The organism is Microcystis sp. BLCC-F210 (assembly GCF_042134685.1).
GTDB lineage: Bacteria > Cyanobacteriota > Cyanobacteriia > Cyanobacteriales > Microcystaceae > Microcystis > Microcystis aeruginosa_D.
The window spans coordinates 3,164,922-3,191,921 of sequence record NZ_CP169647.1 but is presented as its reverse complement, the minus strand read 5'-3'; the positions used below and the strand labels follow the sequence as shown (position 1 = coordinate 3,191,921).

The following is a 27,000-nucleotide window of genomic DNA, read 5'->3' as shown; positions in this document are numbered from 1 at the left end:
TCTAATCAAGTTAATCTTATGTTATCTATCCACAAAACAATCAACTTTTTTACTTTAAAAATTCTATTCTTATCGATTGCAATTCTAGGTAATTTTCCAAAAATAGCACAAGCAGAAACCTATCAGATCCTAGGTCAATTTGATGGTAAAAATGGCAGTTTTCCTGCTTCCAGCGTAATTACAGACTCTAAGGGTAATCTCTATGGCACTACAACCTATGGGCCTAAACGTTTTGGAACTGTGTTTAAACTGACTCCCCAGGGTGTCATTCAAACGCTTTTTCATTTTAGCCGTGACACAGGTACTGAGCCTATCTCTGGTTTAATCTGGGGAAAGGATGGAAACTTGTACGGAACGACTCGTTATCGGGGCAAACGTCCTGACGGCAAGATTGGTAGCGGGACAGTTTATAAAATGACCCCTAACGGGCAATTCTCTTTACTTCATGTTTTTGATAATCGGCATGGTCAATTACCTGGGCCGGGTCTTCTACTGGCCAACGACGGAAATTTTTATGGTGTAACATCACTAGATCATGGAACAATTTATCGAGTGAATTACAAGGGAGATTTTACGGTTTTATACAAGTTTTCAGGGCATGGAAAACTTAATGGTAGTCATCCCTCATCCCCTTTAATACAGGCAAAAGATGGCTTTCTTTACGGCACAACGGCAGGAGGTGGCAAATATAACCATAACCAAGGTACTATCTTTAAAATTTCTTTAGATGGTAGTTTTTCAACCATTTGGGATTTTAATGATAAAAAATTGAAAGGTGGTCGTATGCCAACAGGAAGCTTGGTAGAAGGCTCTGATGGCAATCTGTATGGAACAACCAGAGAGGGGGGAAATTATGGCTATGGCACAATTTTCAAAATAACTCCTAATGGGAATTTAACAACCTTAGTTCACTTTGACGGTCAAAATGGTCGCTATCCAGAAACCGCATTAATTGAAGGAAATAAAGGGATTTTTTATGGGGTGACTTTGTTCGGAGGTAATTCCAGTAAATGCTCCTCTGGTTGTGGCACTTTATTTAAAGTAACTTCTGATGGAAATTTAACAACTTTAGTCAATTTCAATGGTCAGAATGGAATTTTTCCAAAAGGCAATTTAACTAAAGATAGTAAAGGAAATATTTATGGCACAACTGTTAATGGGGGGAGTAACTCAACTTGCCCAGAATCAGAGGGGAAAGGGTGTGGTTTAGTTTTTAAACTTTCTCCGTGAAATTTCTTCTTCACTTTTTGAGCAATTGAACGGACGATTTTTTGTTTTTTAATACAAATAAACTGAATTTATTATGTTTAAACAATTATTTCACTCCCTTGCCTACGCTACCGGTCTTGTAAGTCTTAGTATTTTGCCTAGTTTTGCTAGTCTTTCAAAAGAGTTTGGTACTTTTGACTATTCACCTAAAACAATGATCGTTGCTCAAGCTTCAAGCACATTGAATTCTCTTTTATATGAGAAAGGTAATATACTGGTTCAATTTCAAGTCGAATTTTTACTCAGTCCCAAGTGTCCAGGCACTGTTAGTGAAGGAGGCGAACTAGGAAGTTATGATGCCGCAAAAAATTGTTTGTGGGATGACAGTTTTTTAGGAAGCAAGACTGCTAAACCTGACATTTATGCTATCTTAGTTGAGGGAAATACGCCTTTTCCTCAACGTACTGATTGCCAAGATACACCATCTGCCCGTTGTATTTTGGTATGTCCAGAAAATCAGTTAAATTGTCAGTTTACATTACTACTTAATTCTCAAAAAGCATACTCACTATTTTTAGGGGATAAAGACTTATTAGTTGATGATACTGCTGGCATTTTTGCATTTTATCCATCGCAGTTAACTGAAGGGTCTTTAATACTACAAGATAAGGAAGGTAGAAGTGTTGTGAAGTTAAGTAAGGCCAACATCAATCCCCTTGATGATTGCTTGTTTGCAATTGAAGCTCTCTCCTCGGGTAGTCCAAATAGTGCAAATGATCAACTAAAAAAGGCGCAAGATTTTCTTAAGTTACTTATAAATTACCTTACGAAACAACAAAGTTCCCTACCAGACTTTTCAACTATTCAATTTATTGCTGGAAGTTGTAAACCTTTTGCTGATCAAGTTAAACCTCAAACATATTAAATTAAAATTACGGTTAACTATGTGTTTTATTTAAATATTACATTCTCTTGATCCTTTCCTTAAACTTAATTAGAAGGATGATTCATGCCTAAAAAAACTACATACGTTTTCTTCATAGACTTAGAGGCAGCTGGTGGGTGTCTGGTAGGTCTCTTCAAGATTAACCTCTATTTCATGGCGATGGCATTTTTAGCCACACCGATCTGGCTTCCTTTTTACTTACTACCGGAATGGGTTGCTGAACCACTTATTATAAAAGCCGCCAGGGAGGGATATATATTGGATTCAACCTCCCAAGCTCTTCTGCTGAGTTTTCTATATCTAATCTTATCCCCGTCACTTTTATGGACTTTTTCTTGGTGTGCATCAATATATCGACGTACAAAATTTTTACCCTTGTCAAGTCGTATTGCAAACATCCTCAGGTTTCGTCTGATGTTTTGGTTAGCATCATTAATATTTTTACCTATAATTGCCTTTCAGATTACAGGCAGTGAAGGCATAGTAGCTAGTTATAAGATGAAAACTCCAGGATTTGAAGTAAACTATGAGCAAAATATGGTGGATCAAATTGAATTGTTGAGAATAGAAAATCAATACTCTCTTAATCTTAGTCCCAGTGATCGCAGAAAGATGCTAGATATTGCTCCTAGTTCTTCAATTGATGATCGAAGCATTATCATTGTTTTTTATGATGAATTTAAGAAACTTCAGGACAAATACCGTGTTGATTTCAAGAGAGATGACAAGTTACAAATAGCTCAGTCAGCGGAAAAGATTGCATATGTAAAGAATGGTGGCTGGGAAAAACCATCGAAAGCTGAAATATTAAAATTCTTAGAATATTCTTTTATTTCAAAGATTTCTGAAGATAGAGCATTAAAAAAAATTACCAGTTTTACATCGGATGAACTTAAATTGTTTGGTAAATTTCAACCTAATAAATTTTGGCTTCCTCGCTTCTCTCGTCATCGCTCTATTGAATTAACGAAATTGTATAAACATGATTTATCTAATGAGCAAAGGAAAGTATTCTATGAAAATTATTGTAACGTAGTTGTTAATTCAATTTATCGAGCCTATCATGTAGAGTCAGGGTATTTACCTGGCAAAAATGATTCTAGAATGATTAAATCAGAAGCCAGAAATCCTCAAGGAAATCCCGATTTTAATAACTGTCGTAAATTTTTGCTCGACAAGGGTTATCAACTATCCGATGGTGCTATGTTTACTTATTTCTATAAACCTTAATTTATTTGGTTACATACTTACGACAATCCAAGCTGCAAACAAGATTCTCAGTTAGTTAAATAAAGATAGTCAATACCGTCCCGAAATGGCTATTGATTGTTGCAGTTATGCCCAATTTTGCCATTTTTACTATCAACCATTTTAGCATTAAGAAACACTTATATTTTCTCAAATAAAAATAGTTAAAACTATGTCACTGATTTACAAACTCCCCAACTCTATTTTAGACTAAATAGATCTCTTGCAAAAGTAATCAAGATATATCCTTTTGTCGGTAACGAAGTTCGTAATTCTGGACTTCCCCCGTATAAACATACGGCTCTTCGGGACTTGGTATGGTTCGATAGGGGGGCATAAATCGACTAAATCCTTATCTGGCAAGGGATTTAATTGATTAGTTCGCTCCAGATCGCAAACAATTGACAAAAATTGCGTTAATGTCTGTCTCTATAAGGGTTTCATTCCTTATAACCCCGTCCATTGCATAAGACAAACCGAAGAACCAAACATACTAGCTATAGTGATGCAATTCAGACTTGAATTAGTCTTATATATTGGCCTCAAAAACGGGACAATAGCCTTCAGCAACCACTTTAAAACCGTAGAGAGGAGAAGCGGGATTCCAACACCGCTGACTTTTGTGGTGGACACAGACACGACAGCAATCCATCTCCTCTAAAGCTTTGGCGATGCGATTGGCACTCTCGCTTAATAATTCCCGTTGGGAGACTCCCCGCAATAATAATTCTTCCCCTTGCCAGCGCGCTTCCACCAGTCCCGTATCGGCGAAATTACTCCAACGAGGATCCTGGGTGATCGGCTCTGGTAAGGTGATAGTGACGATCGAATCCGATTCATTTAATTCTCCCTCATAGTGACTGGGGGCCGGGGGTGTCGGTTGCACAAAGCGATCGCCAATGGGCAATTCCACCAGAGTTCCCACGGCCGGAGAATGGAGTTGATAACGGCTTTGTAATTCTTCCAAACTGGTCAAATCCGCTAGATAGAGGGGCGAGCCATGGACGAACATGATATGCTGAGGTCGCAGGTTATGGATCAGTTGGGTGGTGTTGCGACTATCGCTATGTTCCGCGAGTAGATAGGTTTCTTGGCTAATTAATCGCGAACGCTGTGCCGCTTTTAATCGGGGATTCTCTAGGTTGATATCGTGCAGGTGTTGGGGAACTAAGATTAACCAAGGTTTATCCCCTTGCAGATATTTACTTACCTCCTCTAGGCGATCGATTAGTAAAATTATCGGAGTGGTTCCCCCTAGAGGTGTCGGTTTTTCTGGCAATCTTCGCAACCGGGGACAGATGCGCTCATCCCAAAATAAGGGCTGATGTTTGGCAAAATTCTGGACAGATGCGGGAAATTGTGGTAAGATTTCTAGGTAGGCATCGCAAGCTTTAGCAATCTTGCCCCCAACCCAGATATCAATGTCGCGACCCGTGAATTGGTGGTGCGATCGCAGTAATTTTAAAATTTCTTGACCCAATCCCAAAGCGGGGACGGGTAGTAAAACATTTTGCCCCTCAGCGATCGCATGATAGATGCGATTCATCAACTGTTTTTCCTGCTGTCGTCGGTGGGGATGGCGTTCTGTGCCATAACTGCCTTCAATAATCAGCACATCGGGGGATACTCCCCGCAGCAGATCGATCGATAATCCTTCCACCAGTTGAAAATTAGATAGGGAAAAATCGCCGGTATAGAGGACTTTATAGGTGCGTTTGGGGGTTTTGTAGGTGAATAGGACTACGGCAGCCCCAGGGAGGTGGCCAGCTGGAAAAATCTCGACGGTGAGATCATCAAAGAGAGCGATCGGCGATCGCCATGGCCAACCCTGACAGAAACTGCCGATTTCCTCGGCAGAATCGGGCCATTGTAGGGGCAGCAGTTGCACTGTCACCTCACTGGCATAAACTGGCAATTGGGGATAGGTCTGATGGAGAGCCATTAACCCACGGATGTGATCGCTGTGGGCATGACTACAGAACACCAGATCTACGGGGGGTTTTTTGTTTTGGGTGAGGGGTTGCATATCGGCCAAACCGCAATCTAAAAGTAGGCGATAGGGACCGATTTTCAGTAGGAGACAAACCCCTTCCGATGTGTGACCGACACCAAAAGGTAAACAGGATAAAAGGGATTTTGACCCCCAGACAGCAGTAGAGCGTTGAACCATGGCAACCCTGATTATGATGACTGGTTAGTGAGCGGAACCGTTGCCATCGTAGTTATCGCTATCATAAAAACCGTTGCGGGTGCCGAAAAAGAGACAAGACACGGTGAATACAGCCGTTAATGCCAACAAGATTAATTTGATGTCCATATAATTAGTGCAACTCCTCAGAGGGTAATCTCCCCTCATACTAACTCAACTTTTTCGGTTGTTAGCAGCTAGGTTTCGGATTTGTCCCTAGGCGCTCAACCTCTTTCCCCCTCCATCGCCTGGTCTATGTTAATAATTAACGAAGGCAGCAAGCGGAGGGCAGGAGTCCGTTTTTGTAACGGGGATTTATACTCCGCTCCAAAAACTTTTCGCCAACCAGAAGCGAGGTTTTAGACCTGTCCATTAGTCACATCTTTCTTAACATTTCAAACCTTTGTAGCACAGGGCTTTCAAGACTCGGTTAACAATCTGTAATATTCCTTGTTGACACCCTTAATGACAAAGAAAAAACTGAAATCAAGTTAGGATAAGGGTTGGAGTCCTGACTGACCAAATTGTTAAGCAATATCTCTATAAGGGATAGGTTTTAGAAAAGGGTTGTGTGCGATAATTTTAGTTAATTTAAAAGTCTTGAGCAAAGCTAATCCCAAGTCACAGGACTACTTTTCTGTATCTCATATTAAGAAAAAAAGTATCCCCTCAATATATCGGGGTCAGGAGTTATTCTGGTATTCATGAACAAGCAAAGTGATTGAGAGAAGACTGCTCACGAATAATAGTTGCCAAAGAGGGAAGATTACCAAGTTGAGAAATGCGGTCACGAACATACTCAAAAAAAGCTGATTCCTAATTTCCGAGTAGTAGCAACAAGGGACATAACTGACAGGGGGACAAGAAGACTGAAATCCATACATCATAAGCTTTCCATGGTTTTAGCTCGAAAAAGTTTGCCGCGCCATCTCTCACTTATTAATAATAATTCCTAGTAAGCTCGCTCCTATCCCTAATTCTTTCGTTAGCTTTTTGCCCAGAATCGCTATATCTATTTCTAGCGAGAGAAGCCAGAAGCCTTTGTTGGCAAGTTTTCTAGCTGGCTTGTCCCCCTGTCAGCCTGAAAAAAGATATAAAGGTCAACGCAGACACAGCAGTTTTTATGTGGGTCAACATCTCTATCATTGGCTACAGCTACATCAAATGTTCCAAAAAAATATAGAAGAGCTAATGCAAATTAGCCGCTATCGGTTGAAGGATTACATCAAAGGACAAAGAGCTATATCGCTTGCTCTATCTACCTTCTAGCTCCCTTGTCCCCCTCTCAGTCCTTTTAGGTCAGACCACGTCCCTTTTTCTTGACTTTTACCTGCTATGCTGAGAACTACCCACTCTCCAGTGGGTTAAAATAAACCAAGTAAAGTTAACAAAAAAATTGTCTCGCTCAAGTGGGCGAAAATAAGCTTATGACCCTTGCGGTGGCGATCAAAAAGTTAAAAAAATCCTACGGTCAGACAGCAGCGGTTAAAGATATATCCTTTACCGTGGCAGCGGCAGAAATCTTCGGTTTACTCGGTCCCAATGGTGCGGGGAAAACCACCACGATTCGCTGTCTTTGTACCCTTGCTAAACCCGATGGCGGCACAATCGAGGTGGGGGGGGTCGATGCCCTGAGTAACCCCAAATCCGCCCGTAAACGCCTGGGTTATGTTGCCCAGGAAGTCGCCCTCGATAAAATGCTCACCGGCCGGGAACTTTTGCAATTACAAGCAGCCCTTTATCACATTCCCGCTCAAAAGTCAAGAGATCGTATTAAAGAATTAATAAATCTTTTAGGATTAGAGGAATACGCCGACAAAAAAACGGCGACCTATTCCGGGGGTATCAAAAAACGGCTGGATTTAGCAGCGGGATTACTGCATCAGCCGGAAGTTTTGGTGCTGGATGAACCGACTGTGGGACTCGATATCGAAAGTCGTTTGATTGTCTGGGATTTTCTGCGACAATTGCGCGCAGCCGGAACCAGTGTATTAATTACTAGCCATTATCTCGAAGAAATCGACGCCTTGGCTGATAACTTGGCAATTATCGACCATGGTATCGTCATCGCTCGTGGTACCCCCTCACAACTGAAAGAGCAACTGGGCGGCGATCGCATCACCCTAAAAGTGCAGGAATTTTCCCCAGAGGAAGAAGCATTGAAAGCGAAAGAGTTATTATCCCGTCTGCCTTTTGTCGAGGAAGTGATCGTTAATACCGCCCAGGGAAACTCCCTGAATCTTATCGTCACGGCCAATAGCAATCCTTTAAGCAAAATTGAACAAACCCTAGCCGAATCGGGATTACCCGTGTTTAGCATCGCCCAATCCCGTCCTAGTCTCGATGATGTCTATCTAGCGGCCACTGGACGCACCCTGATGGATGCGGAAATTGCCGCCGCCAGCAGTCGCGACCTCAAGACGGAGAAAAAACAAGCGATGAAAGAATCCTAGCCCAGCGAGAAAGGCTGTATTAAGTAGCTGGTTATAATTAAATTGAAAATAGATTTTGCCTCTGATTCCCCCTACCCTCCTATCCATTGGTCACATCTTTCTTAACATAAAATTTGACAAAAAGAAAAAAGTATGCAAGATGGCTCAAAAGGGTTCTATGGGGGGACTGATTTAGGCTTGCTGAATAATGATAAAAACCTTTTAAAATAAGGCTTTTGATCTGTTAAAATCTGATGTTAGTGCAAGAATAAGCTGTTTTGAATCTAAATCGCCTATTCGATTTTTCCTCCTGCCGACCGCCGACCGCCTGATCTCAACAAGCAATTTAAATTACAAACAGCTGTGTCTCTGTGGTTCCTTTCAACTTTACTCACCAAATCCAAGAGAGCTTGGAAAGGCTCTTTTTGTTAAGAAAAATCCGAATAATGGATAGGGGTGTCCGACAATTTTTAACACCTACCTACTTATAAGTTATAGTTTACACGGCTCTTACCTGTTCGGTGTAATCTTTCGGGCGTAGTTGACGGAAAACTTGAAAGGATAATTGTCTCAAGTTCAGGGGTAAATAGGCAAGCAGTAAACCCAGTCTAGCACGTCGGGATTTTCCTAATAATTTCGAGGCTTTTTCTATTAAAACTCGGCCAGCTTGGGTTTCTCCCTTTTCAATTAATTTTATTCCCAAAGATTCCTGTAAAAAAGCCGCCTTTTTCAGTCTTTCGTCTTCTAGTTTTACATCACTGAAGTGATAACTTTCTGTACAAAACAGTTTTGCTTGCAAAAAGTGAACCGCTTGTTTTAAGCTAGTTTGACCGCCATGGAAACGATATTCCATTAATAATTCTGGCAGAAAATAAGCTTGTTTTCCCGCTAAAGCTAGACGTACTAATAAATCAAAATCTTCACAACCATCCGCTTGAGGGCGCATATAATCCACATCGGCTAAAGATTGATAACGAAAAAGAGTCGAACCCACTTGTAAACTTTGATAGGAAAAAGTTTGTCTTTCTAAATCTGGAATAATCCCTTGTTGTAATCTGTCTTTGCCCCATTTCGCTGAATTTTCTTGGGTAGCATCTGTAACTTTTTGTCCAAATTTATCAATAATCCAGTGATCGGTACAGACAAAATCAACGTTTTTTTCTTGATCTAAAATAGGGACAGTTTTCGCTAAAAATTCGGGAGTTAGTCCATCATCATCATCGAATTTAATAAAATATTCTCCCTGAGCAGCCGTAAAACCCGATCGCATATTTAAACTTCTGCCCATATTTTGGGGATGACGCAGATAAATTATTCTCGAATCCTGAAATGCTGCCACCACCTCTGGGGTACGATCAGAAGAACCATCATCACAAACAATTAACTCAAAATCTTTATAAGTCTGCTGCAAGACACTATTAATCGAATAGCTGAGATAATCGGCGCGGTTATAGGTGGGAATACAAACAGTTACTTTCGGCATAATATTTCAGTTATCAGTAATCAGTAATCAGTAATCAGTTATCAGTGGAGAGTTTTATAACAGTTATCTTCATGGTGAAATAGGCAGTTTTCCTCTTGGGGAGTTGGTCGTCAATACCAAATTAGGTTATACTTCATCTTTACGAGAAACTCTATAAGTAAAACTAAATCTGGTTATTAAAAACTGATTATTTATTCCCCTTTGCCTTTTGCCTCTTGCATGAGTGCCTCTCCTCATAACTAGCCTGTACTCAACGGATTTAGTATAAAAAGCAATCTTCTGTCTCGGAGTCCCCTCAAGTATTTTTACATTTTTACAAAGGAATGTTAAGTTTTAGGGTATTGAATCAGTAACCTTGATAGCCATGGTTCCTAAAATAGCAGGGATTATCTGTACCCACAACCGCGATCACTACCTAGCAGCAGCGATCGATAGTCTTTTGGCGCAAACTTGCCCAGATTGCGAGATTTTAGTGGTTGATAACTCATCTACCGATAAAACCCGTCAGGTGGTCGAGTCGCGTCTGGGAGATGGGCGGCTAAAATACGTTTACGAACCTATTTTAGGGCTATCTACCGCCAGAAATCGCGGGGCGAAGGAAACTAGAGCGCCGATTTTAGCCTATTTGGATGATGATGCGATCGCAAGTCCTCAATGGCTGCAAATTCTGTTAAATGCCTACGAAAATAACCAAAAACTGGCAGTAGCGGGGGGAAAAGTCACTCTTATTTGGCCGCAAGGCTACAGTCAACCCAATTGGTTATCCGATCAGTTAGCAGCGGGTTTAGGTGCTTTCGATTTGGGTGACAATGTGATATACATTAGCCAAGCTAATTTAACTCCGCGCGGGGTTAATTACTCAATCCGGCGAGATTTCTTGGAGAATATTGGCGGTTTTGACCCTAATTTGGGAAGAATCGGCAAAAAACTTCTCTCTAACGAGGAATTGTACACTACAGAACTGGCACTCGTCCAGGGATGGCAAGTGGGCTATTTTCCCGCAGCATTGGTGGAACACAATGTTGCCCCGGAAAGAATCAGTCGTCAATGGTTTATGCGTCGCAGTTGGTGGCAAGGCATCAGCGAACATTACCGGGAAGAAGTAGCAGGAAAGACGGGATTGGCTCAATTTGGGCGAGGAGGTGAGCGTTTAGTGAGAGGATTGATTAAATCTGTCAAATTTATCAATGATCCTGCTAAAAGCTTTGATAATCTTCTCTATGCCTACGGACAAATCGGTTATTTAAGCGAAGCCGCCAAGGCGATGTTAACCCCTCAAAAGTAAATTATTGTAAATAAATGGGTAAAAAAGCGTTAATTTGTGGTGTATCCGGGCAGGATGGAGCCTACCTAGCCAAATTACTGTTAAAAGCTGGCTATGCAGTTTGTGGCACCTCCCGGGATGCCCAAATGTCATCTTTTAGTAATCTGAAACGTTTGGGAATCAAGGAACAGGTAAAACTAGAATCAATGGCACTGAATGACTTTCGTAGTGTCCTACAGGTGTTAATTAAAATTCAGCCGGATGAGATCTATAATTTGGCTGGACAAAGTTCTGTGGGTTTATCCTTCGAGCAGCCAGTGGAAACCTTAGAAAGTATTGCCACGGGAACCTTAAATCTCTTAGAAGCAATTCGATTTACTGGAGCAAAAATTAAATTATATAATGCCGGATCGAGTGAATGTTTCGGGGATATCGGCGATAATTCTGCCGATGAAAATACCCCTTTTCGCCCTCGCAGTCCCTACGCTGTGGCCAAATCAGCGGCTTTTTGGGAAGTGGCTAATTATCGGGAAGCTTACGGAATTTTTGCCTGTTCAGGCATACTTTTCAATCATGAATCTCCCCTCCGTCCCGAGCGCTTTGTTACCCAAAAAATTATCGCTGCCGTCGCTAGAATTGCCCAGGGAAGTACCGAGACTTTACACTTAGGAAATATGGATATTCAAAGGGATTGGGGTTGGGCGCCGGAGTACGTTGAAGCGATGTATTTAATGCTGCAACAGGAGCAACCCGATGATTACGTCATTGCCACGGGAGAAAGTTCAAAACTAGAGGATTTTGTCGCCACAGCTTTTGCTACTGTTGGTTTAAATTGGCAAGATCATGTAATTTCCGATCGAAGTTTATTAAGACCAACAGATTTAGCCATTAGTCGCGGCAATCCCCACAAAGCTAAAGAAAAATTAGGTTGGCAAGCACAATACAAAATGACCAATATTGTCCGCATGATGGTAGAAAATCGTTTAGAGAAATAGCTATGAATATCTTAATGATTAGTTCTACTTTTCCCTATCCTCCAACCAGAGGAGGAACTCAAGTTAGAACCTTCAATCTTTTAAAACACCTAAGTAAGAATCATGAAATTACGATCATGACTCGACCAAATTCGGATGTTAGTAGAACTGAGATTGAAGCTTTGGAGAGATTGGTTAAGGAGGTAAAGATATTTCCCTATTCCAATGCTCTTAACCCTAGTATTTTAGGCAAAATAAATCGCTTTTATGATTTTATCATACAAGGTACTCCTCCCAACGTTCGACAAGTATATAGTGCTGATATTCAATTTTGGCTTGATCGTGCCATTGATAGTCAAAAATTTGATGTCATTACTTGTGAGCATAGTGTCAATGAAATCTTTGTCCGACCCCATTGGCAAAAAAAGCTTAAAACTATAGTAAATATACATAGCTTAGCCTATAGAACCTGCAAAAATCAATTAGAGATAGGAGTCAGTCCTAATCCTATTCGAGATAGATTATATCTACCACTTCTTGAACGTTACGAACGAAGATTTTGTAAGAAATTTAACACTATAGTTGTCACCACTTCCGAAGACAAGGAACAGATGGAAGAGTTGAACATTAATCGCCCTGTTATTGTAATTCCCAACGGTGTTGACTTGGAAATGTTCCCCTATCGAGAAACCGCTCCCAGTGGTTATCAAATCATTATGACGGGAGGCCTAGATTACAGTTCTAATATAGATGCGGTACGCTTTTTCAGTTTAGAGGTTTTCCCTATTTTACAACAAAAATATCCTAAGGTTACTCTGATACTTGTTGGCTCTAATCCTGCTCCATCCGTGATAGAATTAACAAAAAATTCTAAAATTACTGTCACCGGTCGAGTTCCATCTATGGCTGAGTATCTTCATCATGCTACTGTTTGTGTTGTGGCAATGCGTTCGGGTTTTGGAATTAAAAATAAAACCCTAGAATCTATGGCTGCGGGAGTGCCAGTGGTGGCCAGCGATCGAGGTTTAGAAGGGTTAACAGTGGAGGGAAATAATGTTCCTTTAGCAGCTTTAAGAGCTAATAGTATTGAGGAATATTGTACGGCGATTAGTAGTCTTTTTGAATCAGCAGAGTTGCGAGAAAAATTATCTAGAAATGCTCGCAAGTTAATTGAAGATAATTATACATGGCAGCAAGCAGCAGGTAAGTACGAACAAGTTTTAACTGCTGATATTTGTTAGGAAATTTCTCTAATTTTTTGTCAATTAATATGCTATCAAATCAAATACCAGTGAAAATATCTGTTGTCCTCCTGTATAATGAAGAAGAAAATATCGACGCTCTTTTTCAGCAACATACCAGTTATGAGATTATTTGCATCAATGATGATAGTCATGATAATACTCTCAAAAATCTTGTGGAATATCATCAACTTTACCCACAAATTAAAATCGATGGTATTACTTCTTTTAGTTTTTTACCTCTGAAAGTCTGGACTTATGTAGGATTTATCATTGCACTTGTTAGTCTTGTTTATGCTAGTTTTTTAATGCTCAGGACTATTATTTTAGGAATCGATGTACCTGGATACGCTTCTCTGATGGTTGCTGTCTTATTTTTAGGAGGAATTCAATTACTGACTCTTGGTATTATTGGCGAATATATTGGCAGGGTTTATGAAGAAGTAAAGGGACGGCCACTTTATCTGGTTCGAGATTGTTATGGTTTTGAAAATAGGGAACAAGTTACTGATAAAATAACTTAAAATTAAGATACTGACAACAGGAGAATTACATCTATGAATACCGAAGTTTTTCAGCAATTTTTTGCCTATTGTGTTGGTAGTTGGCAAACGGAAAGAACTTATCATTATCTAGCTGCTCAAGAAGTGGAACGTTCCCGTACTGAATTCCTCATTCAACCCCTCACCAGGGAGATTAAAGAGAAAGTTCTGACAGATAATAACTATCCCACTCTTGCCGATTTAGAAACTATCCCTGGTTTTAATTTAGGTTTCTATACGATCTCGGAAAAAGGAGAAGAAGTGCGACAAAATCTTAATCTTTTATTTGTGGTTAAAGCAGAAAATAACGGTTATTTAGAAGGGGATTATCTTCGCGATCGCGCCTACGAAGAAGCAAGACCAATTATCTCCGCTTTTCGCTTTGATTCCACCACCAGAGAGTTATTAATGACCACCAATTATACTCGCAGTGTTTCCGTGGATTCAATTACTTTAATTAATCCAAACCTGCGAATTCGCAAAATTATTAACTATCAACGTCCCCAGGAGGAAGAACCCTTAGAAAAAGTTATCCTGGTCGGTTTTGGGGTTGAGTGTAAAGTCAGTTAAAAAAAATATTTCTTTCACCCCTTGATTCTCCAGTCAAGGGGAGATTTTATCATGGGGGAACGATAGGATTAAGGAGCAAAAATAATGCTCAAAATCGGTCAACTTTCCCTAGAAAGTGGTGTTTCGATTAAAACAATTCGTTATTACGAAGAATTAGGACTAATTCAGTCCCCTGAGAGGACAGAGGGACAATTTCGCCTATTTACTCCCGATACTGTCCATCGCTTGCTATTTGTCAAAAGATTGCAATCCTTGGGTTTGAGTCTGCAAGAGATCCGCGAATGTTTAGTAATTCATGACCATGGAGAATTACCCTGTGGAGATATTCAGGAAAAATTAATTAAACATATTGCTGAGATCGATAAACAAGTGGAACAATTGCTTTTATTGCGTCAACAATTAACCGAAACCCTGCAAGGATGGACGGATACACCAGTAAAAGACGATCAATTTATTTGCCCTAATCTCAAGGTTTAACTATCATGAAAAAGTTAATTTTATTGGTAACTGTAGCAATGATTTCTACTCCTGTCATTGCTCAACATTTACATTTTGATTCACCTCAAACTCAGACTTTACAAGCAATTCCTGACAATATACCAGCTTGGATGTATAACAAGCAACGTAATCATATTTATCCCCAAAGAGGGGTTTATAATAATGCAATTTATAATGTCAGAGATTTAGCTTTAGACTTAAATGCGATCGCTGTTGGTCATGCCTTTGCTTACGAAGATATCGTAACGGGAAAAGCGAAAGATTTAGAAACTAAGACATACCAAACAATTAATTGGGTTTTAAAAAATCCGCCTAAATTTATGCCCGACGAGGGTAATATTTCCCCAACTTTTGGCAGAAAATACGGTGTTTTAGAACAGGTTTTCGATTGGGCGCATATTTTCCATGCTCAAACCGTTGATGTTTTAGCCAGCAGCAAATTAACCAACAAGGAAAAAGAGGCGGAAATTGAGAAATTATATCAATTTTACTTGACAAAAGTTCCCTATGCGATTACGGGATTACCCATGAATATGGGTTATCTGGATTCCCAGCCTTATTCTAAAGCCTTTCGCCAGAAATATCCGAAAGTTAATGGCTTATTTTGGGGCTACCATTGGCTACAAGGAACCATGTATGACTTGCTTTATGAAAAGACACTAGAAGAACAAAAACAGACTTATAAACAGGTGGGTAAACAATATCATGCTAAGGAATTATATCGCACTGATCGAGCTTTTATGCCGATGTTTGCCGGACTTAGTCCCAAGTTTGCCCGACGTTTTCCCGAAATATCTAACACCTTCGATAACCTGCATATGTTACATGATATGGTTAATGATATTCTGGCATCAGATTGGCTAAGTCCCCAACAAAAAGATGAACAAATTACCCGCGCTATTTGGTTAGTCATGGCTGCTAATCATCAAGGAATGGCAGCAGGAAAAAATTATGGTGGTGAAGGACTACACGATCATCGTTTTCAGTCAGGAATTCCAGGGATGGGATTAATGCCAACAGATATTTCTCACGAAGGTCATAATCACGAAAATCCTGATAATTCTGAGAAAAAACCTGATAATTCTCAGGGACATGAGGGGGGAGATCACCAACACCATAACCACGAAAATTACTCTCCAGAAAACCCTCCTAATAACGAGAAAAAACCTGAGGATAGCAATGCTCAAGAGGAACTGAAAAAATGAGAAGATTTTTATTAATTGCCGTGGGTTTGGTCGCTGGTTTTACTAATCCAGTTTTTGCCAACGATCATAATAATCTGGATTCTGGTCGTCCCCTTTCTTTTGATGATGCTGAAAGTCTCGGTTTTGGAGAACAATCTATAGAATTTGGTACTGGGTTAGTCTTTCCTGAAAACAGCAATGTCGGTGGTGAATTTGATATTGAATACCTCAACGGTATTATTCGCAATGGTCACATTATTATCGGTATTGATCCACAAGTGGGAGGACGAGTTAATAGTGATGACACGGATTTTGATGTGGGGAATTTATCCGTAGGTTTTTTCTATAATTTCAATCGAGAATACGATAATGTTCCCGCTTTTGCCATTCGTACCGATTTAGGATTACCGACGGGAAATAATGCTAGGGGATTAGATTTTCGTCTGCGGGGAATTGCGAGTAAAACTATTGGTCAATTCAATCGCTTGCATCTTAATCTCGATTTAAACATCAAAACTGACCCCGATAACAGTGATCGATCTTTTTTACCCGCTGCAATTCTCGGTTATTCGCGACCGATTGGTTATCCGAAACGTTTTGATCGCACTTTTTTAGCAGAATTGGGCGTAATTACTAGCGATAATAGTAATGGTGGGGCTTTAATTCGCACTGGTATCGGAATTCGTCAGCAAATTAACCGTCAAGGTGTGATCGATTGGGGCATTGAGGGAGATGTTGCCACTAATGGCAATGATCAAAGTCAAATAAAGCTAAAAATTGGTTATTCTTTCGGATTTTAGCCTATAACCTGAAGATTAATCTTCGATTATAGGATGCCATTATTATAGCGGTAAGCGCTTGAGTGAGATACAAACCAAGCTTTGCCTAGCATGGTTTATAGCTCGTCACACTGTACCTCATACGACTGCACACCGCTATAGTATAGTTTTTTCTCTGGCAAAAATAGCCCAAGGCATTAGGTGATTCCGAGAACAAATTTACCTTCGGCAGAGTTTAACAATGCCAAGCTCTGACAGCATAATTGACACTCTGGTAATTTCTTTAGAGGAAATCACCTTATCTAGAAAGGTTTTTCGGTTTGTCTTATGCAATGGACAGGATCATAAGAGATAAAACCCTTATAGAGAAAGACATTTGCTGATTTTTGTCAATTGTTTTCGATCTAGAGCGAACTAATCAATTAAATCTCTTGCCAGACAAAGATTTAGTAGATTTATGCCACCTTATCGAACCATAACAAGTAACGAAGAACGATAAAACCCACATTCCGCACCCTAGTCGTTGAAATCAAAAGTTGCTCTAGCCCTTGTATAGTAAAACTTTTAGCGATTACTAAGAATTATGAAGTGTCACACTCTAGTCAGCGATCGCCAGCTTAATGAGAGTTTATCTCAATAATTTGGTATCAAAGCTATCAGATTTTTATGGCTAATTGTGCATCTGCTAGACAAACAAATTAGCCTGTAATTCAGAGCCAGCAATCGTTTTGACGATTTGGATAAAATTTTCAATGTGACACTTTAGGGTGCGGAATGTGGGATAAAAAAGAGAATGTGTCATAACATTGGGAAACTCCTGTTCCCTTTTCCCAATTCATAATTCATAATTCCCACTCCCAACTTCCCCTCACCTTTCCTGAGAATTCTAGAGGTACTTGTAAATATTTGTTACAACAAGACAAGGAAAAATCTGACGGCAGGGACATAATAAGGGATTATCAACGGGGATCAAGGATTTCAGGGGAAATTGTAGTGGGGATCAAGAGAAACTGATTGTAAAGTTTTCGATACCTGTCGCCAGTTATTGTAATAGTTCGATACACATAACATAGATAATCAGCCATGATTGTAAATTTATATTGCGAATGGCTCATCTTCTTCGGTGTTTTCCCTATACTGGTTTTCATCAACTTTGAGCCAACGTGCAGAAAAGTTAGACCACCAAGTTTGTAAGAGGTCAGGAAGATGCAATTAACCGCAAGAAATAACTGGGGCTACATTTCTTTAACAATGCTAAAAAGCTTTCTTCTTTGGAGTTTCGTCCTCACTGTCTGTTTATTAGTAGTGGGATTTCCTTTAGTAGTTTTAATGATGACAGTGGGAGCATTGTCTGCGATTATCTTACAGTCAGTTTTACCGATTAGTTCCGTGCTTTTAGTGGCGGGAATGATTATTGGTATCAATATTTTGGCTATCCTAATTAGTGCCGCTTTATTAACAGCAAAAGGTGTTCATCCCCATGAAGTTAGCTGGTTGCACTGGTTACACGGTGAAGTAAAAACCTCTCATCAAGCTGTTTATGCTTCTTGTCCCTTAACCTGCGGGGTAGTTCATTAAATCTGATTTTCTTACAATTGCTTAACTTTTTTCTATTTAGATTTATTCAAGTTTTCAACTGCTTTATCGGTTGATTATACACACTCCAAGCTAGTGCAACCCGGTTTCACCGGGTTTTTTCATTATTATTGAGCTAAAGCAGTTAGCGGAATGTGGTTTAGAATTACTGGTGGCCTGAGACCAAAACATCCCTGCAAAAATTGGCTATAGGATCGATGACCGCATCAATTATGATCTAACCTAAACCAGGGTAAGCTGTTAACTACGAAGATATTCTCTCCTCACTTGCCACTGGTAAGAGAAATATAACCACCTTAACTTAATCATTACTATATCTTAATCTTAGTCAATATTTAAGCTTTTCTTGATAAAATCTAAAGACAGATTATCTTAGACTAGGGGCAGCCAATCTTAGGTAAAAATGATCCTATGAATCCATCTCCAGACGCAACTTTTGTTTGTCCGATTATCATCGAAGACGACAGAACGGGATTAGACACAGAAACTATCCGACGAGCTTTAAGGGATAATTTGCTCTATATTCAAGGTAAATTACCAGAATTAGCCAGCAAAAACGATCTTTATATGGCCTTGGCCTATACAATCCGCGATCGTTTATTACAGCGTTGGTTAACCACCCAACAAACCTATCTAAAAAAAGATGTCAGAACAGTTTGTTATCTCTCGGCCGAATTTTTAGTTGGTCCCCATTTGGCTAATAATTTAATTAATCTCGGTATCTACGAACAGGTGGAGAAAGCTGTCAGCGAATCGGGATTAAAACTAGAAGAATTAATTGCCCAGGAAGAAGAACCGGGGTTAGGAAATGGTGGTTTAGGTCGTTTAGCTGCCTGTTATCTCGATTCCCTTTCTACCCTAGAAATTCCAGCTATTGGTTACGGTATTCGCTACGAATTTGGTATCTTTGATCAAGAAATTCATGACGGTTGGCAGGTAGAAATAACTGATAAGTGGTTACAGTATGGAAATCCCTGGGAAATTGCCCGACCAGAAGCGGGAGTAGAGGTAAAATTTGCCGGTTATACCGAATCCTATACCGACGAAAATGGTAATTATCGCAGTCGTTGGATTCCCGATTATGTAGTCAAAGGAATTCCCTACGATACCCCAATTCTCGGCTATCGAGTTAACACCGCTAATACCATGCGTCTATGGAAATCAGAAGCTTGTGAATCTTTTGATTTTGGTCGCTTTAATCGCGGTGATTATTATGGTGCGGTAGATAATAAAGTTCACTCGGAAAATATTAGTAAAGTTCTCTATCCTAATGATGAACCAATTCAGGGCAAAGAACTACGTTTAGAACAGCAATATTTCTTTGTTTCCTGTTCCCTACAGGATATGATTCGTATTCACTTGTACGAGAACCCCAGTCTCGATAATTTTCATCAAAAATGGTCGGTACAATTGAATGATACTCACCCTTCCGTCGGGGTAGCTGAGTTAATGCGCTTGTTAATTGACGTGCATCATTTTGATTGGGATAAAGCTTGGTCTATCACTCAAAATACCTTCGCTTACACCAATCACACTCTTTTGCCAGAAGCTTTAGAAAAATGGCCTTTGAGTATTTTTGGTCGTCTTTTACCGCGATTAATGGAAATTATCTACGAAATTAACCATCGTTTCTTGGATAAAATTCGCATTATTTATCCCCAGGATGACGGCAAAATGTCCCGTTTATCTATAATCGATGAAAGCGGCGAAAAATACGTCCGTATGGCTCACCTCGCCTGTGTGGGTTCCCAGGCAATTAATGGGGTGGCAGCCCTCCATACAGAATTACTAAAAAAAGATGTTCTGCGCGATTTCTATGAACTCTTTCCTGAAAAGTTTAGCAACAAAACCAATGGAGTTACTCCCCGGCGCTGGATAGTTTCTAGTAATCCCCGCTTGACTGTTGCGATTACAGAAAAAATCGGCGAAAATTGGATTAAGCATCTGGAGGATTTACGCGGTTTAGAAAACTATGTGGATGATGGGGGATTTCGGGACTCTTGGCGACAAATTAAATACGATATTAAGGCAGATTTAGCCAATTATATCGATAAAAAAGTCGGTATTAAAGTTGATCCTAGTACCCTCTTTGATGTGCAGGTAAAACGCATTCACGAATATAAACGGCAACATCTCAACGTTTTACATATCGTCACCCTCTATCATCGCCTCAAAAATAATCCCAATCTCGATATTACCCCCCGTACCTTTATTTTCGGTGGTAAGGCAGCCCCGGGTTATTTTATGGCGAAATTAATCATTAAATTGATTAATTCTGTGGCAGAAGTGATCGATAATGATCCGACAATTGGAGGACGCTTAAAAGTGGTTTTCCTACCCGATTATAATGTCACCTTCGGTCAACGGGTTTATCCCGCTGCCGACTTGTCTGAACAAATTTCCACCGCCGGGAAAGAAGCTTCGGGAACTGGTAATATGAAATTCTCCATGAATGGGGCCTTAACTATCGGCACTCTTGATGGGGCAAATATCGAAATTCGTGAAGAGGTGGGGGCAGAAAATTTCTTTCTTTTTGGCTTGACAACCGAGGAGGTTTATGCTAAAAAAGCCGCTGGTTATAATCCCCAAGAATACTATTACCATAACGAAGAATTGCGGGCAGTATTAGACCTCATTAGTTCGGGATTTTTTAGCCGGGGTGATAGTAGTTTATTCCGTCCGCTTGTGGATAATCTTATCTACGATGATCCCTATATGTTACTGGCCGATTATCAGTCCTATATCGACTGTCAGGAAGGAGTCGGTCGCGCCTATAAAGATCAAGAACATTGGAGTCGTTTAGCGATTCTTAATGTGGCGCGCATGGGTAAATTCTCTAGCGATCGCTCGATTCGGCAATACTGCGAGGAAATCTGGCGGGTACAACCGGTAAAGATTGAATTACCCGATTATACTCAAGCTAATGCTGGTTTATCGGTAAATTAGAACCAATTTAGGCAGTAGGAGCCTGTTTATTCATCCTACTGCCCACTGGTCAACTCGCCTTAAACGACTCTAATCTGGATTTTTACGGGATTGACGGGGCTCGAACCCGCAACTTCCGCCGTGACAGGGCGGTGCTCTAACCAATTGAACTACAATCCCATTTTTGCGACAATTCTGATTGTAGCTTCATCATCAGGGTTATGTCAAGCACTTCTAGGAAAATTTTTTTGAGGGAGAGGGAATTATGAATTATCAATGATGAATTATGAAGTGGGGAGAGGAGGAATTATGAATTGGGGAGTGGGGGGAGACCACTGCGAGCCGTTGCGGGGGGAGAGGGGAGTAGGGAGAATAAATAAAAATAATCTCCAGCCTCCTGCCGACCCCCTGATCTCAACAAGCAATTTAAATTACGAACAGCTTATCAATCCTGAATTAAAGCCAAAAAATCCCCAATTAGGGAGGGATCCTCTTTACCATGGGATTGTAATTAAGCTTGTTGGGAGCCTGAGCTATGACTAACCTGAATTTGATCGAACAGCTATCGCAAGAATTACTCGATCTAGACCAAGTAGATGCCGATACCGGGGCAGATTTGCGGCAAAAAGCCCAAGAAATCCTCGCTGAAACCAGTATTGACCTGCCGATTCGAGAAGCGATCGCCGATAGTCTCAGTCAAGGCAATCAACTACTTACCCTCAAAACCGTCGGCAAGGAAGAAAGTTACTAGCACATTTGGGGTCAAAAGTCAAGATGAAAGAAAAAAATTTTTTTGTCTGGCTGGGGCGATTTTTGGCCTCTTTTGGGCTGTTATCGGGGATAAATGGCTGTAATTCCCCTCTTTTAATCACTCCTCAAGTTCCCGCCGGTGGTTTAAATAGTTTTGCTCCCGATCAATTCCCCAGTTATAGTGCTGATGGTCGCTATTTAGCCTTCGCTTCCGATCGCTCCGGTCGTCGTAGTATATATTTATTCGATCTGCAAGAAAAGCGCTTAGTTAATCTTCCTAACCTAAATCGTGGCGATTCTAGCCAAGATCAGCCATCTTTAAATGCTGACGGTCGTTTAATTGCCTATATCTCCAGCGAACGGGGTAAAAGTGATGTCATGGTGTACGATCGTTCCCAGTCCCGTACAACCCTGTTAACCGCTAACCTGCGGGGAAGCGTCCGCAATCCCACCATTAGCGGTGATGGTCGCCAAATTGCCTTTGAAACCAACCAAGACGGTCAATGGAATATTGCGATCGTTAACGGACAATTTTAAACTTGTTCTACTCGGTCTTAATCGTTAAAACCTGCGGAGGAGTGGCATCTGGTGGATATAAAAAATTCACCTGTACTATACGCCAATCCCCCGGAGGAATAGTCAGAGTCACTAAAGATTCTCCCTCTTGTCCGCGTCTTTGGACGAGATGAAAAAATCTGCTTTGTGCCTGTCCTTGGTCATCGCTATAATTGACGGCTACCGTTCCCCGAAAAAACACTTGTGGAGCAGCCGGATCGAGAAAACGCAAACCCTGCCCAATAACATCCTCTTTAATCGGTGTTTCTAGCGCAATAGTCACCGTTTTCGCCTCATTACTTCGATTAAATAGAGGTAAACTTAACCTATATTCCACACCGTAATTACCATGAGCTTGATAGGCCGTATCGGGATAGCGAACTAACATACTAGCACTTTGATTTTGTTCCGTTCCCAATTTGCCCCCGGGTAGGGTGCTAATCCCATAGGCTATAGATTGACCAGAATCAGGAATATTTAACCATAAAGAAGCTCGATCGACCAATCGGGCGGGCCAAGCTGAACCTTGGGACACCCCCGCTACCCGTCCATAAATTATTTGTCCTTGACTATGGGGAGGAGTGGGCGCTCGATCGCGCGGAGTTGATAAATCGCCTTTTTCTAGCAAATTTTGCCACTCTGTCAGATTTGGTGGTCTTTCCTGCCCATTTTCATCTAGGGGTGCATAAAGAGCTAAACTAGCAGCGTAGAGAAGACCGTCACTTTCCAGACGAAGATAAGTGGATCTACCATTTAAAGGGGGAGTCAAATCGCGCACGGGAATCGCCGCATTTAAGACCATAAAACTCTCCCCGGGGGGAATAATAATTCTATCGGGAAAAATATCCTGACGCTGCCCCATTAAAATATCCCCCATTACCCGACTTCCCGGCCCAGCAAAAACCGTCCCCTGATTATTTTCCACTTGTGCCGGTAAATCGATAAAAGCTGCATCGGGTTGACTCAAATAACTGGCCCCCTGCAAAATTTTAACGGTCAAGGGATTAGGACTGGGATTGTGGAGTAATACACCCAGATAAAGGGTGCGTAAATTATCGGGGAAACTCCCTCTCGCTATATGGTGGGCAAAAATATCAAAGCGTCCCTGAAAAGCATAATTTAAATGGGCCGAGGGAAATCTTTTTTCTTGAGGGGGAAAAGTCGAAAGCAAAATCCCTTCTCCTAGCAATAATTCGGGACTATTACTATTAAAAACGGGAACTTGATCTAGTTGATTCGGTAAAGGACGCACCTGCGCCGGTCGAATTATTTCTACACTAGGGGGAGTTTGGGCAATGGGTAGTAAAAAAGGTAACATCACACAAATTACCATCTCAAGATAATTAATTTTTGATCATAGCATTACTGGCTCGCTCAATTTAGATAGTATTCTGTTTGTCCATATCTAGAGGATTGTTTAATATTTCTTGCCGGTGTTAGCTGACCTTTTTGGTTAAGTACAATCAAGAAAAATTATCAAATTTACCAATCATTATTGGCTCTTGCCATTGAGCAAATCTATTGTCATCATAGACTAAAATCTAGATGTAACTGTGGTTTTCTGGAAACTTGGCCCGATGTCTAGATATCGATCGAGCCGGAATTGTTATGATAAATTCATGAAGTTTTATGACAGTATTGCCCCGTGAACATGAACCAAATCGACTATCTCAGGATTAGTTTAATCGATCGCTGTAACTTTCGCTGTCAGTATTGTCTGCCTGAGGATGCAGAATTGGCCTATGTTCGACTGCAAGACTTACTCACCCGGGAGGAAATTCTTACTTTAGTCAAAAATGTCTTTATTCCCCTCGGTTTCCGCAAATTTCGCCTTACTGGTGGAGAACCTCTGTTACATCCCGAAGTAGTGGAGATTGTGCGCGATATCGCCTCTTTATCTGCTACTAGCGATTTAGCCTTGACCACTAATGGCTATTTACTTGACAATTTAGCCGAAATGTTGTATGACGCTGGACTAAGACGGATTAATATCAGTTTAGACTCCCTCGACCCCGACACTTTCGATAAAATTATCGGTAATCGCGGCCGGAGTCGTTGGCAAAAAACTTGGGCAGGTATTCAAGCAGCCCAGAGAGTGGGTTTTGACCCCTTAAAATTGAATGTGGTGGTAATTCCGGGGATAAATGAGGCAGAAGTGGAAGATTTAGCGGCTTTGACCATCGAGAAGCGTTGGCACGTCCGTTTTATCGAGTTTATGCCCATCGGTAACGGTGATTTATTTCAAGAAAAAGCTTGGATTGCGAACGAGGAATTAAGGGGGCGAATTCGGGCAAAATGGGGCTTAAATGAGGGTCAAGTGCGGGGAAATGGTCCAGCCGATGTTTTTCAAATTCCGGGGGCTAAGGGTACAATTGGCTTTATTAGTCAGATGTCGGAGTGTTTTTGCGATCGCTGTAACCGCCTACGTCTTTCGGCCGATGGTTGGTTGCGTCCCTGTCTCCTCAACGAAACTGGACAAATTGACCTAAAAACTGCCCTCCGTCAGGGAATTTCGCCAGCAGAAATCAGGGAAAGAGTCCGGGGATTAATAGAAATGAAAGCAGAAATAAACTTTAAACTGCGTGATTCCGGCACATCAAGCGGCATTTATACCCGTACTATGTCCCAAATTGGCGGCTAAAAATCTACTGTCCGAATTCTACTCTAGCCTGTTCTACCATTTCCACAGTAACTCGATCGGAACCGGCATGACGAGCTAATTCTTCTATTCTTTGACGCGCTTGAGAACGAACAAAATAGGGAATATTTTTCAGTTTTGCTTTTGCTTCTGCTGTCCATTGTAGTTGATCGGAAAAATCTAGAGCGTCCATAGATTTAACATATAGTAGTCCGTCTATTATACCAAAAAAGTTAGCTATTTTGAGATGACGATTTTCTTGATAGCGACTCTTTTTCAGGTTTCTCTTAATTTTAGGTTTCTGCTAGGTCGAAATTGACTCTTTGATATAAATCTTGAAAAGAAATCTGCCAATCTATCGACACCAATTGTAAAACCGCATTTTCCCCCGTGAGGAAATCAACTAACCATTGATCATCCTTTTGTTTATAGTAACGTTCTACACTATAACTAGATTGTTCAATCAGAATATATTCCTGAAAAGTTGGCAAGGAACGATAGAATTTAAACTTATCCCCTCGATCATAAGCTTGGGTAGAATTAGAGAGAACTTCGACAATAATTAAAGGATTGATCACGTTAGATTGACTATTCCCTTGATAGAGAGGTTGACCTTTAATCACCATCACATCGGGATAGGTGTAAATGCTATAATCTGATAGCCATAAACGCACCGTTTCCATGTAAGTATAATAATCTTGATTATTGATATTTAAAGGAAATCTTCGATAGAAGTTTCCAGCAATCTGATTGTGATTAGTTGTTGCTCCTACCATTGGGATAATTTCTCCTTGACGATATTCATTTTTATCCTCGGACGTTTCCTCCAGAGCTAGATATTCTTCGGGAGTATAATATTTAGTTTCGGTAGCGCTTAACATTTTTGACTCTCCTTCCTATTCTATTTTCTAGGATACAGCATTTCCCTAAAAAGAGATAAAGTTATCCTTGAGCAAGGTTATCATTTTTCCCTTAATAGATCTCTTGCATAAGTCTAGACAAAATAGGATAAAATAGTCCAAGAGTTAAGATTGAAAGATGAATTACGAACAAGTAAAAACTTTAAAGCTAACAGAGTTCAAACGCTTGTGTGGCGTGTATCCAGATACATTTAAGGATATGGTAACAGTCCTAAAGGCAGAAAAAGTTTGGCAAAAAAAGACAGGTAGACCGAGCAAATTGAGTACAGAAGACCAACTACTAATAACATTAGAGTATTGGCGAGAATATCGCACCTATTTTCATCTGGGAAATAGCTGGGGTATTAACGAATCAACGGCGTATAGAATTGTTAGGAAAGTAGAGAATATTCTCATCAAATCAGGTCTGTTTAATCTACCTGGAAAAAAAGCCCTATTAGAAAGTAATAGTGAAATAGAAGTAATAGTGGTGGATGTGTCAGAACATGAGATAGAAAGACCCAAAAAAAAACAGAAATCATACTATAGTGGCAAGCAGGGATACCACACATTAAAGTCGCAAGTCGTTGCCGATCTCGCGCAGCGAGCGCGTTGCGACCAAAAAAGCGAGCAGGTAATCTGTGTCCGTTGTGAGAAAGGAAGAGTCCATGATTTTCGACTGGGTCAAGAGAGCAAAATAAGGTTAAATAAGGACATAGAAATATTAGGGGATAAAGGCTATCAAGGAATTCAGAAAATCCATCAAAACAGTCAAATCCCTCATAAAAAAAAGAAAAAAGAAAAACTAAGTAAAGAGCAAAAAAAAGCCAATCGTCAGTTATCACAACGGCGCATAGTTATAGAACATATTCATCGTCGTCTCAAAATATTTCGGATACTTTCATCAAGATACAGAAATCGCAGACGGCGATTTGGTCTGAGATTGAATTTGATTGCTGGTATCTACAATTACGAACTTCGTTACCGACAAAAGGATATATCTTGATTACTTTTGCAAGAGATCTATTGAGAGAAATTTCTGTTGTGGGTAAAATAGTGTAGAGAAGTTAAAGGGTTGT

The 27,000-nt window shown here is 40.5% G+C and carries 24 protein-coding genes and 1 tRNA gene; 18 read left to right on the top strand and 7 right to left on the bottom strand.

Annotated features, from left to right (window positions below; translation table 11 throughout):
- Positions 1 to 18: 18 nt before the first annotated feature.
- The 3 genes from ACE3JL_RS15245 to ACE3JL_RS15235 all read left to right on the top strand — a co-directional run bounded on the left by ACE3JL_RS15245 (position 19) and on the right by ACE3JL_RS15235 (position 3,385).
- Positions 19 to 1,230, top strand: coding sequence for a choice-of-anchor tandem repeat GloVer-containing protein (locus ACE3JL_RS15245; protein WP_375327852.1), 1,212 nt, complete (start codon positions 19 to 21; stop codon positions 1,228 to 1,230).
- 73 nt (positions 1,231 to 1,303) lie between these two features.
- A complete protein-coding gene (locus ACE3JL_RS15240) occupies positions 1,304 to 2,134 on the top strand; it encodes a hypothetical protein (protein ID WP_159294024.1) in 831 nt (276 codons plus the stop codon).
- Between the two features lie 84 nt (positions 2,135 to 2,218).
- Positions 2,219 to 3,385: a hypothetical protein gene (locus ACE3JL_RS15235; RefSeq protein ID WP_375327851.1), complete on the top strand. Its 1,167-nt coding sequence runs from the start codon at positions 2,219 to 2,221 to the stop codon at positions 3,383 to 3,385.
- Positions 3,386 to 3,932: 547 nt separating this feature from the next.
- Here ACE3JL_RS15235 and ACE3JL_RS15230 read toward each other — a convergent pair.
- Positions 3,933 to 5,573 carry an MBL fold metallo-hydrolase gene (locus tag ACE3JL_RS15230; RefSeq protein WP_271989089.1) on the bottom strand — a complete coding sequence of 547 codons (1,641 nt, stop codon included), beginning with the start codon at positions 5,571 to 5,573 and terminating at the stop codon, positions 3,933 to 3,935.
- 24 nt (positions 5,574 to 5,597) lie between these two features.
- On the bottom strand, positions 5,598 to 5,720 hold the full coding sequence (locus ACE3JL_RS15225; RefSeq protein ID WP_002737208.1) for a hypothetical protein: 123 nt from the start codon (positions 5,718 to 5,720) through the stop codon (positions 5,598 to 5,600).
- Between the two features lie 1,298 nt (positions 5,721 to 7,018).
- On the opposite strand from ACE3JL_RS15225, the gene ACE3JL_RS15220 reads away from it, so the two are divergent.
- Entirely contained in the window at positions 7,019 to 8,044 is a 1,026-nt protein-coding gene (locus ACE3JL_RS15220) for an ATP-binding cassette domain-containing protein (protein ID WP_271989090.1), read from the top strand.
- Between the two features lie 478 nt (positions 8,045 to 8,522).
- Here ACE3JL_RS15220 and ACE3JL_RS15215 read toward each other — a convergent pair whose 3' ends face one another.
- Positions 8,523 to 9,506, bottom strand: coding sequence for a glycosyltransferase family 2 protein (locus ACE3JL_RS15215; RefSeq protein WP_271989092.1), 984 nt, complete (start codon positions 9,504 to 9,506; stop codon positions 8,523 to 8,525).
- A 364-nt stretch (positions 9,507 to 9,870) separates the two neighbouring features.
- On the opposite strand from ACE3JL_RS15215, the gene ACE3JL_RS15210 reads away from it, so the two are divergent.
- The 10 genes from ACE3JL_RS15210 to ACE3JL_RS15165 all read left to right on the top strand — a co-directional run bounded on the left by ACE3JL_RS15210 (position 9,871) and on the right by ACE3JL_RS15165 (position 21,100).
- The gene (locus ACE3JL_RS15210) at positions 9,871 to 10,791 is read left to right on the top strand and encodes a glycosyltransferase family 2 protein (RefSeq protein WP_375327850.1); all 921 of its coding nucleotides are present in this window, start codon (positions 9,871 to 9,873) and stop codon (positions 10,789 to 10,791) included.
- A gap of 14 nt (positions 10,792 to 10,805) precedes the next feature.
- Positions 10,806 to 11,765 carry a GDP-mannose 4,6-dehydratase gene (locus ACE3JL_RS15205; protein WP_375327849.1) on the top strand — a complete coding sequence of 320 codons (960 nt, stop codon included), beginning with the start codon at positions 10,806 to 10,808 and terminating at the stop codon, positions 11,763 to 11,765.
- Positions 11,766 to 11,767: 2 nt separating this feature from the next.
- Complete coding sequence (locus ACE3JL_RS15200) at positions 11,768 to 12,985, top strand: glycosyltransferase family 4 protein (protein WP_375327848.1); 1,218 nt, start codon at positions 11,768 to 11,770, stop codon at positions 12,983 to 12,985.
- Positions 12,986 to 13,014: 29 nt separating this feature from the next.
- On the top strand, positions 13,015 to 13,509 hold the full coding sequence (locus tag ACE3JL_RS15195; protein ID WP_375327847.1) for a glycosyltransferase: 495 nt from the start codon (positions 13,015 to 13,017) through the stop codon (positions 13,507 to 13,509).
- A 33-nt stretch (positions 13,510 to 13,542) separates the two neighbouring features.
- Positions 13,543 to 14,097 carry a phycobiliprotein lyase gene (locus ACE3JL_RS15190; RefSeq protein ID WP_375327846.1) on the top strand — a complete coding sequence of 185 codons (555 nt, stop codon included), beginning with the start codon at positions 13,543 to 13,545 and terminating at the stop codon, positions 14,095 to 14,097.
- Positions 14,098 to 14,181: 84 nt separating this feature from the next.
- Complete coding sequence (locus ACE3JL_RS15185; RefSeq protein WP_271989099.1) at positions 14,182 to 14,574, top strand: heavy metal-responsive transcriptional regulator; 393 nt, start codon at positions 14,182 to 14,184, stop codon at positions 14,572 to 14,574.
- Positions 14,575 to 14,579: 5 nt separating this feature from the next.
- Positions 14,580 to 15,800, top strand: coding sequence for a hypothetical protein (locus ACE3JL_RS15180; RefSeq protein WP_375327845.1), 1,221 nt, complete (start codon positions 14,580 to 14,582; stop codon positions 15,798 to 15,800).
- Positions 15,797 to 16,579 carry a hypothetical protein gene (locus tag ACE3JL_RS15175; RefSeq protein ID WP_375327844.1) on the top strand — a complete coding sequence of 261 codons (783 nt, stop codon included), beginning with the start codon at positions 15,797 to 15,799 and terminating at the stop codon, positions 16,577 to 16,579. Before ACE3JL_RS15180 ends, ACE3JL_RS15175 begins: the two co-directional genes overlap by 4 nt.
- A gap of 1,185 nt (positions 16,580 to 17,764) precedes the next feature.
- A complete protein-coding gene (locus ACE3JL_RS15170; RefSeq protein ID WP_271988248.1) occupies positions 17,765 to 18,136 on the top strand; it encodes a hypothetical protein in 372 nt (123 codons plus the stop codon).
- Positions 18,137 to 18,565: 429 nt separating this feature from the next.
- On the top strand, positions 18,566 to 21,100 hold the full coding sequence (locus tag ACE3JL_RS15165) for a glycogen/starch/alpha-glucan phosphorylase (protein ID WP_375327843.1): 2,535 nt from the start codon (positions 18,566 to 18,568) through the stop codon (positions 21,098 to 21,100).
- Positions 21,101 to 21,185: 85 nt separating this feature from the next.
- Here the strand turns inward: ACE3JL_RS15165 and ACE3JL_RS15160 are convergent.
- Positions 21,186 to 21,259: transfer RNA gene (locus tag ACE3JL_RS15160), tRNA-Asp, on the bottom strand.
- A gap of 355 nt (positions 21,260 to 21,614) precedes the next feature.
- Between ACE3JL_RS15160 and ACE3JL_RS15155 the strand changes: the two genes are divergently transcribed.
- Together ACE3JL_RS15155 and ACE3JL_RS15150 are read left to right on the top strand one after the other, a co-directional pair.
- On the top strand, positions 21,615 to 21,830 hold the full coding sequence (locus ACE3JL_RS15155; protein WP_271988251.1) for a hypothetical protein: 216 nt from the start codon (positions 21,615 to 21,617) through the stop codon (positions 21,828 to 21,830).
- A 23-nt stretch (positions 21,831 to 21,853) separates the two neighbouring features.
- Positions 21,854 to 22,366 carry a TolB family protein gene (locus ACE3JL_RS15150; RefSeq protein WP_375327842.1) on the top strand — a complete coding sequence of 171 codons (513 nt, stop codon included), beginning with the start codon at positions 21,854 to 21,856 and terminating at the stop codon, positions 22,364 to 22,366.
- Positions 22,367 to 22,373: 7 nt separating this feature from the next.
- Here the strand turns inward: ACE3JL_RS15150 and ACE3JL_RS15145 are convergent, their stop codons facing one another.
- Entirely contained in the window at positions 22,374 to 23,717 is a 1,344-nt protein-coding gene (locus ACE3JL_RS15145; protein ID WP_375327841.1) for a DUF3370 domain-containing protein, read from the bottom strand.
- 318 nt (positions 23,718 to 24,035) lie between these two features.
- On the opposite strand from ACE3JL_RS15145, the gene moaA reads away from it, so the two are divergent.
- Entirely contained in the window at positions 24,036 to 25,025 is a 990-nt protein-coding gene (moaA, locus tag ACE3JL_RS15140) for a GTP 3',8-cyclase MoaA (protein WP_271988257.1), read from the top strand.
- A 4-nt stretch (positions 25,026 to 25,029) separates the two neighbouring features.
- On the opposite strand, the gene ACE3JL_RS15135 is transcribed toward moaA, so the two are convergent.
- On the bottom strand, positions 25,030 to 25,215 hold the full coding sequence (locus tag ACE3JL_RS15135) for a PCP reductase family protein (RefSeq protein ID WP_002751785.1): 186 nt from the start codon (positions 25,213 to 25,215) through the stop codon (positions 25,030 to 25,032).
- 100 nt (positions 25,216 to 25,315) lie between these two features.
- Positions 25,316 to 25,903 carry a Uma2 family endonuclease gene (locus ACE3JL_RS15130; RefSeq protein WP_375327840.1) on the bottom strand — a complete coding sequence of 196 codons (588 nt, stop codon included), beginning with the start codon at positions 25,901 to 25,903 and terminating at the stop codon, positions 25,316 to 25,318.
- A 157-nt stretch (positions 25,904 to 26,060) separates the two neighbouring features.
- Here ACE3JL_RS15130 and ACE3JL_RS15125 point away from each other — a divergent pair, with 157 nt between their 5' ends.
- Positions 26,061 to 26,927 (top strand): IS5 family transposase, encoded by an 867-nt coding sequence (locus tag ACE3JL_RS15125; RefSeq protein ID WP_375327839.1) that lies wholly within the window; start codon positions 26,061 to 26,063, stop codon positions 26,925 to 26,927.
- Positions 26,928 to 27,000: the final 73 nt, after the last annotated feature.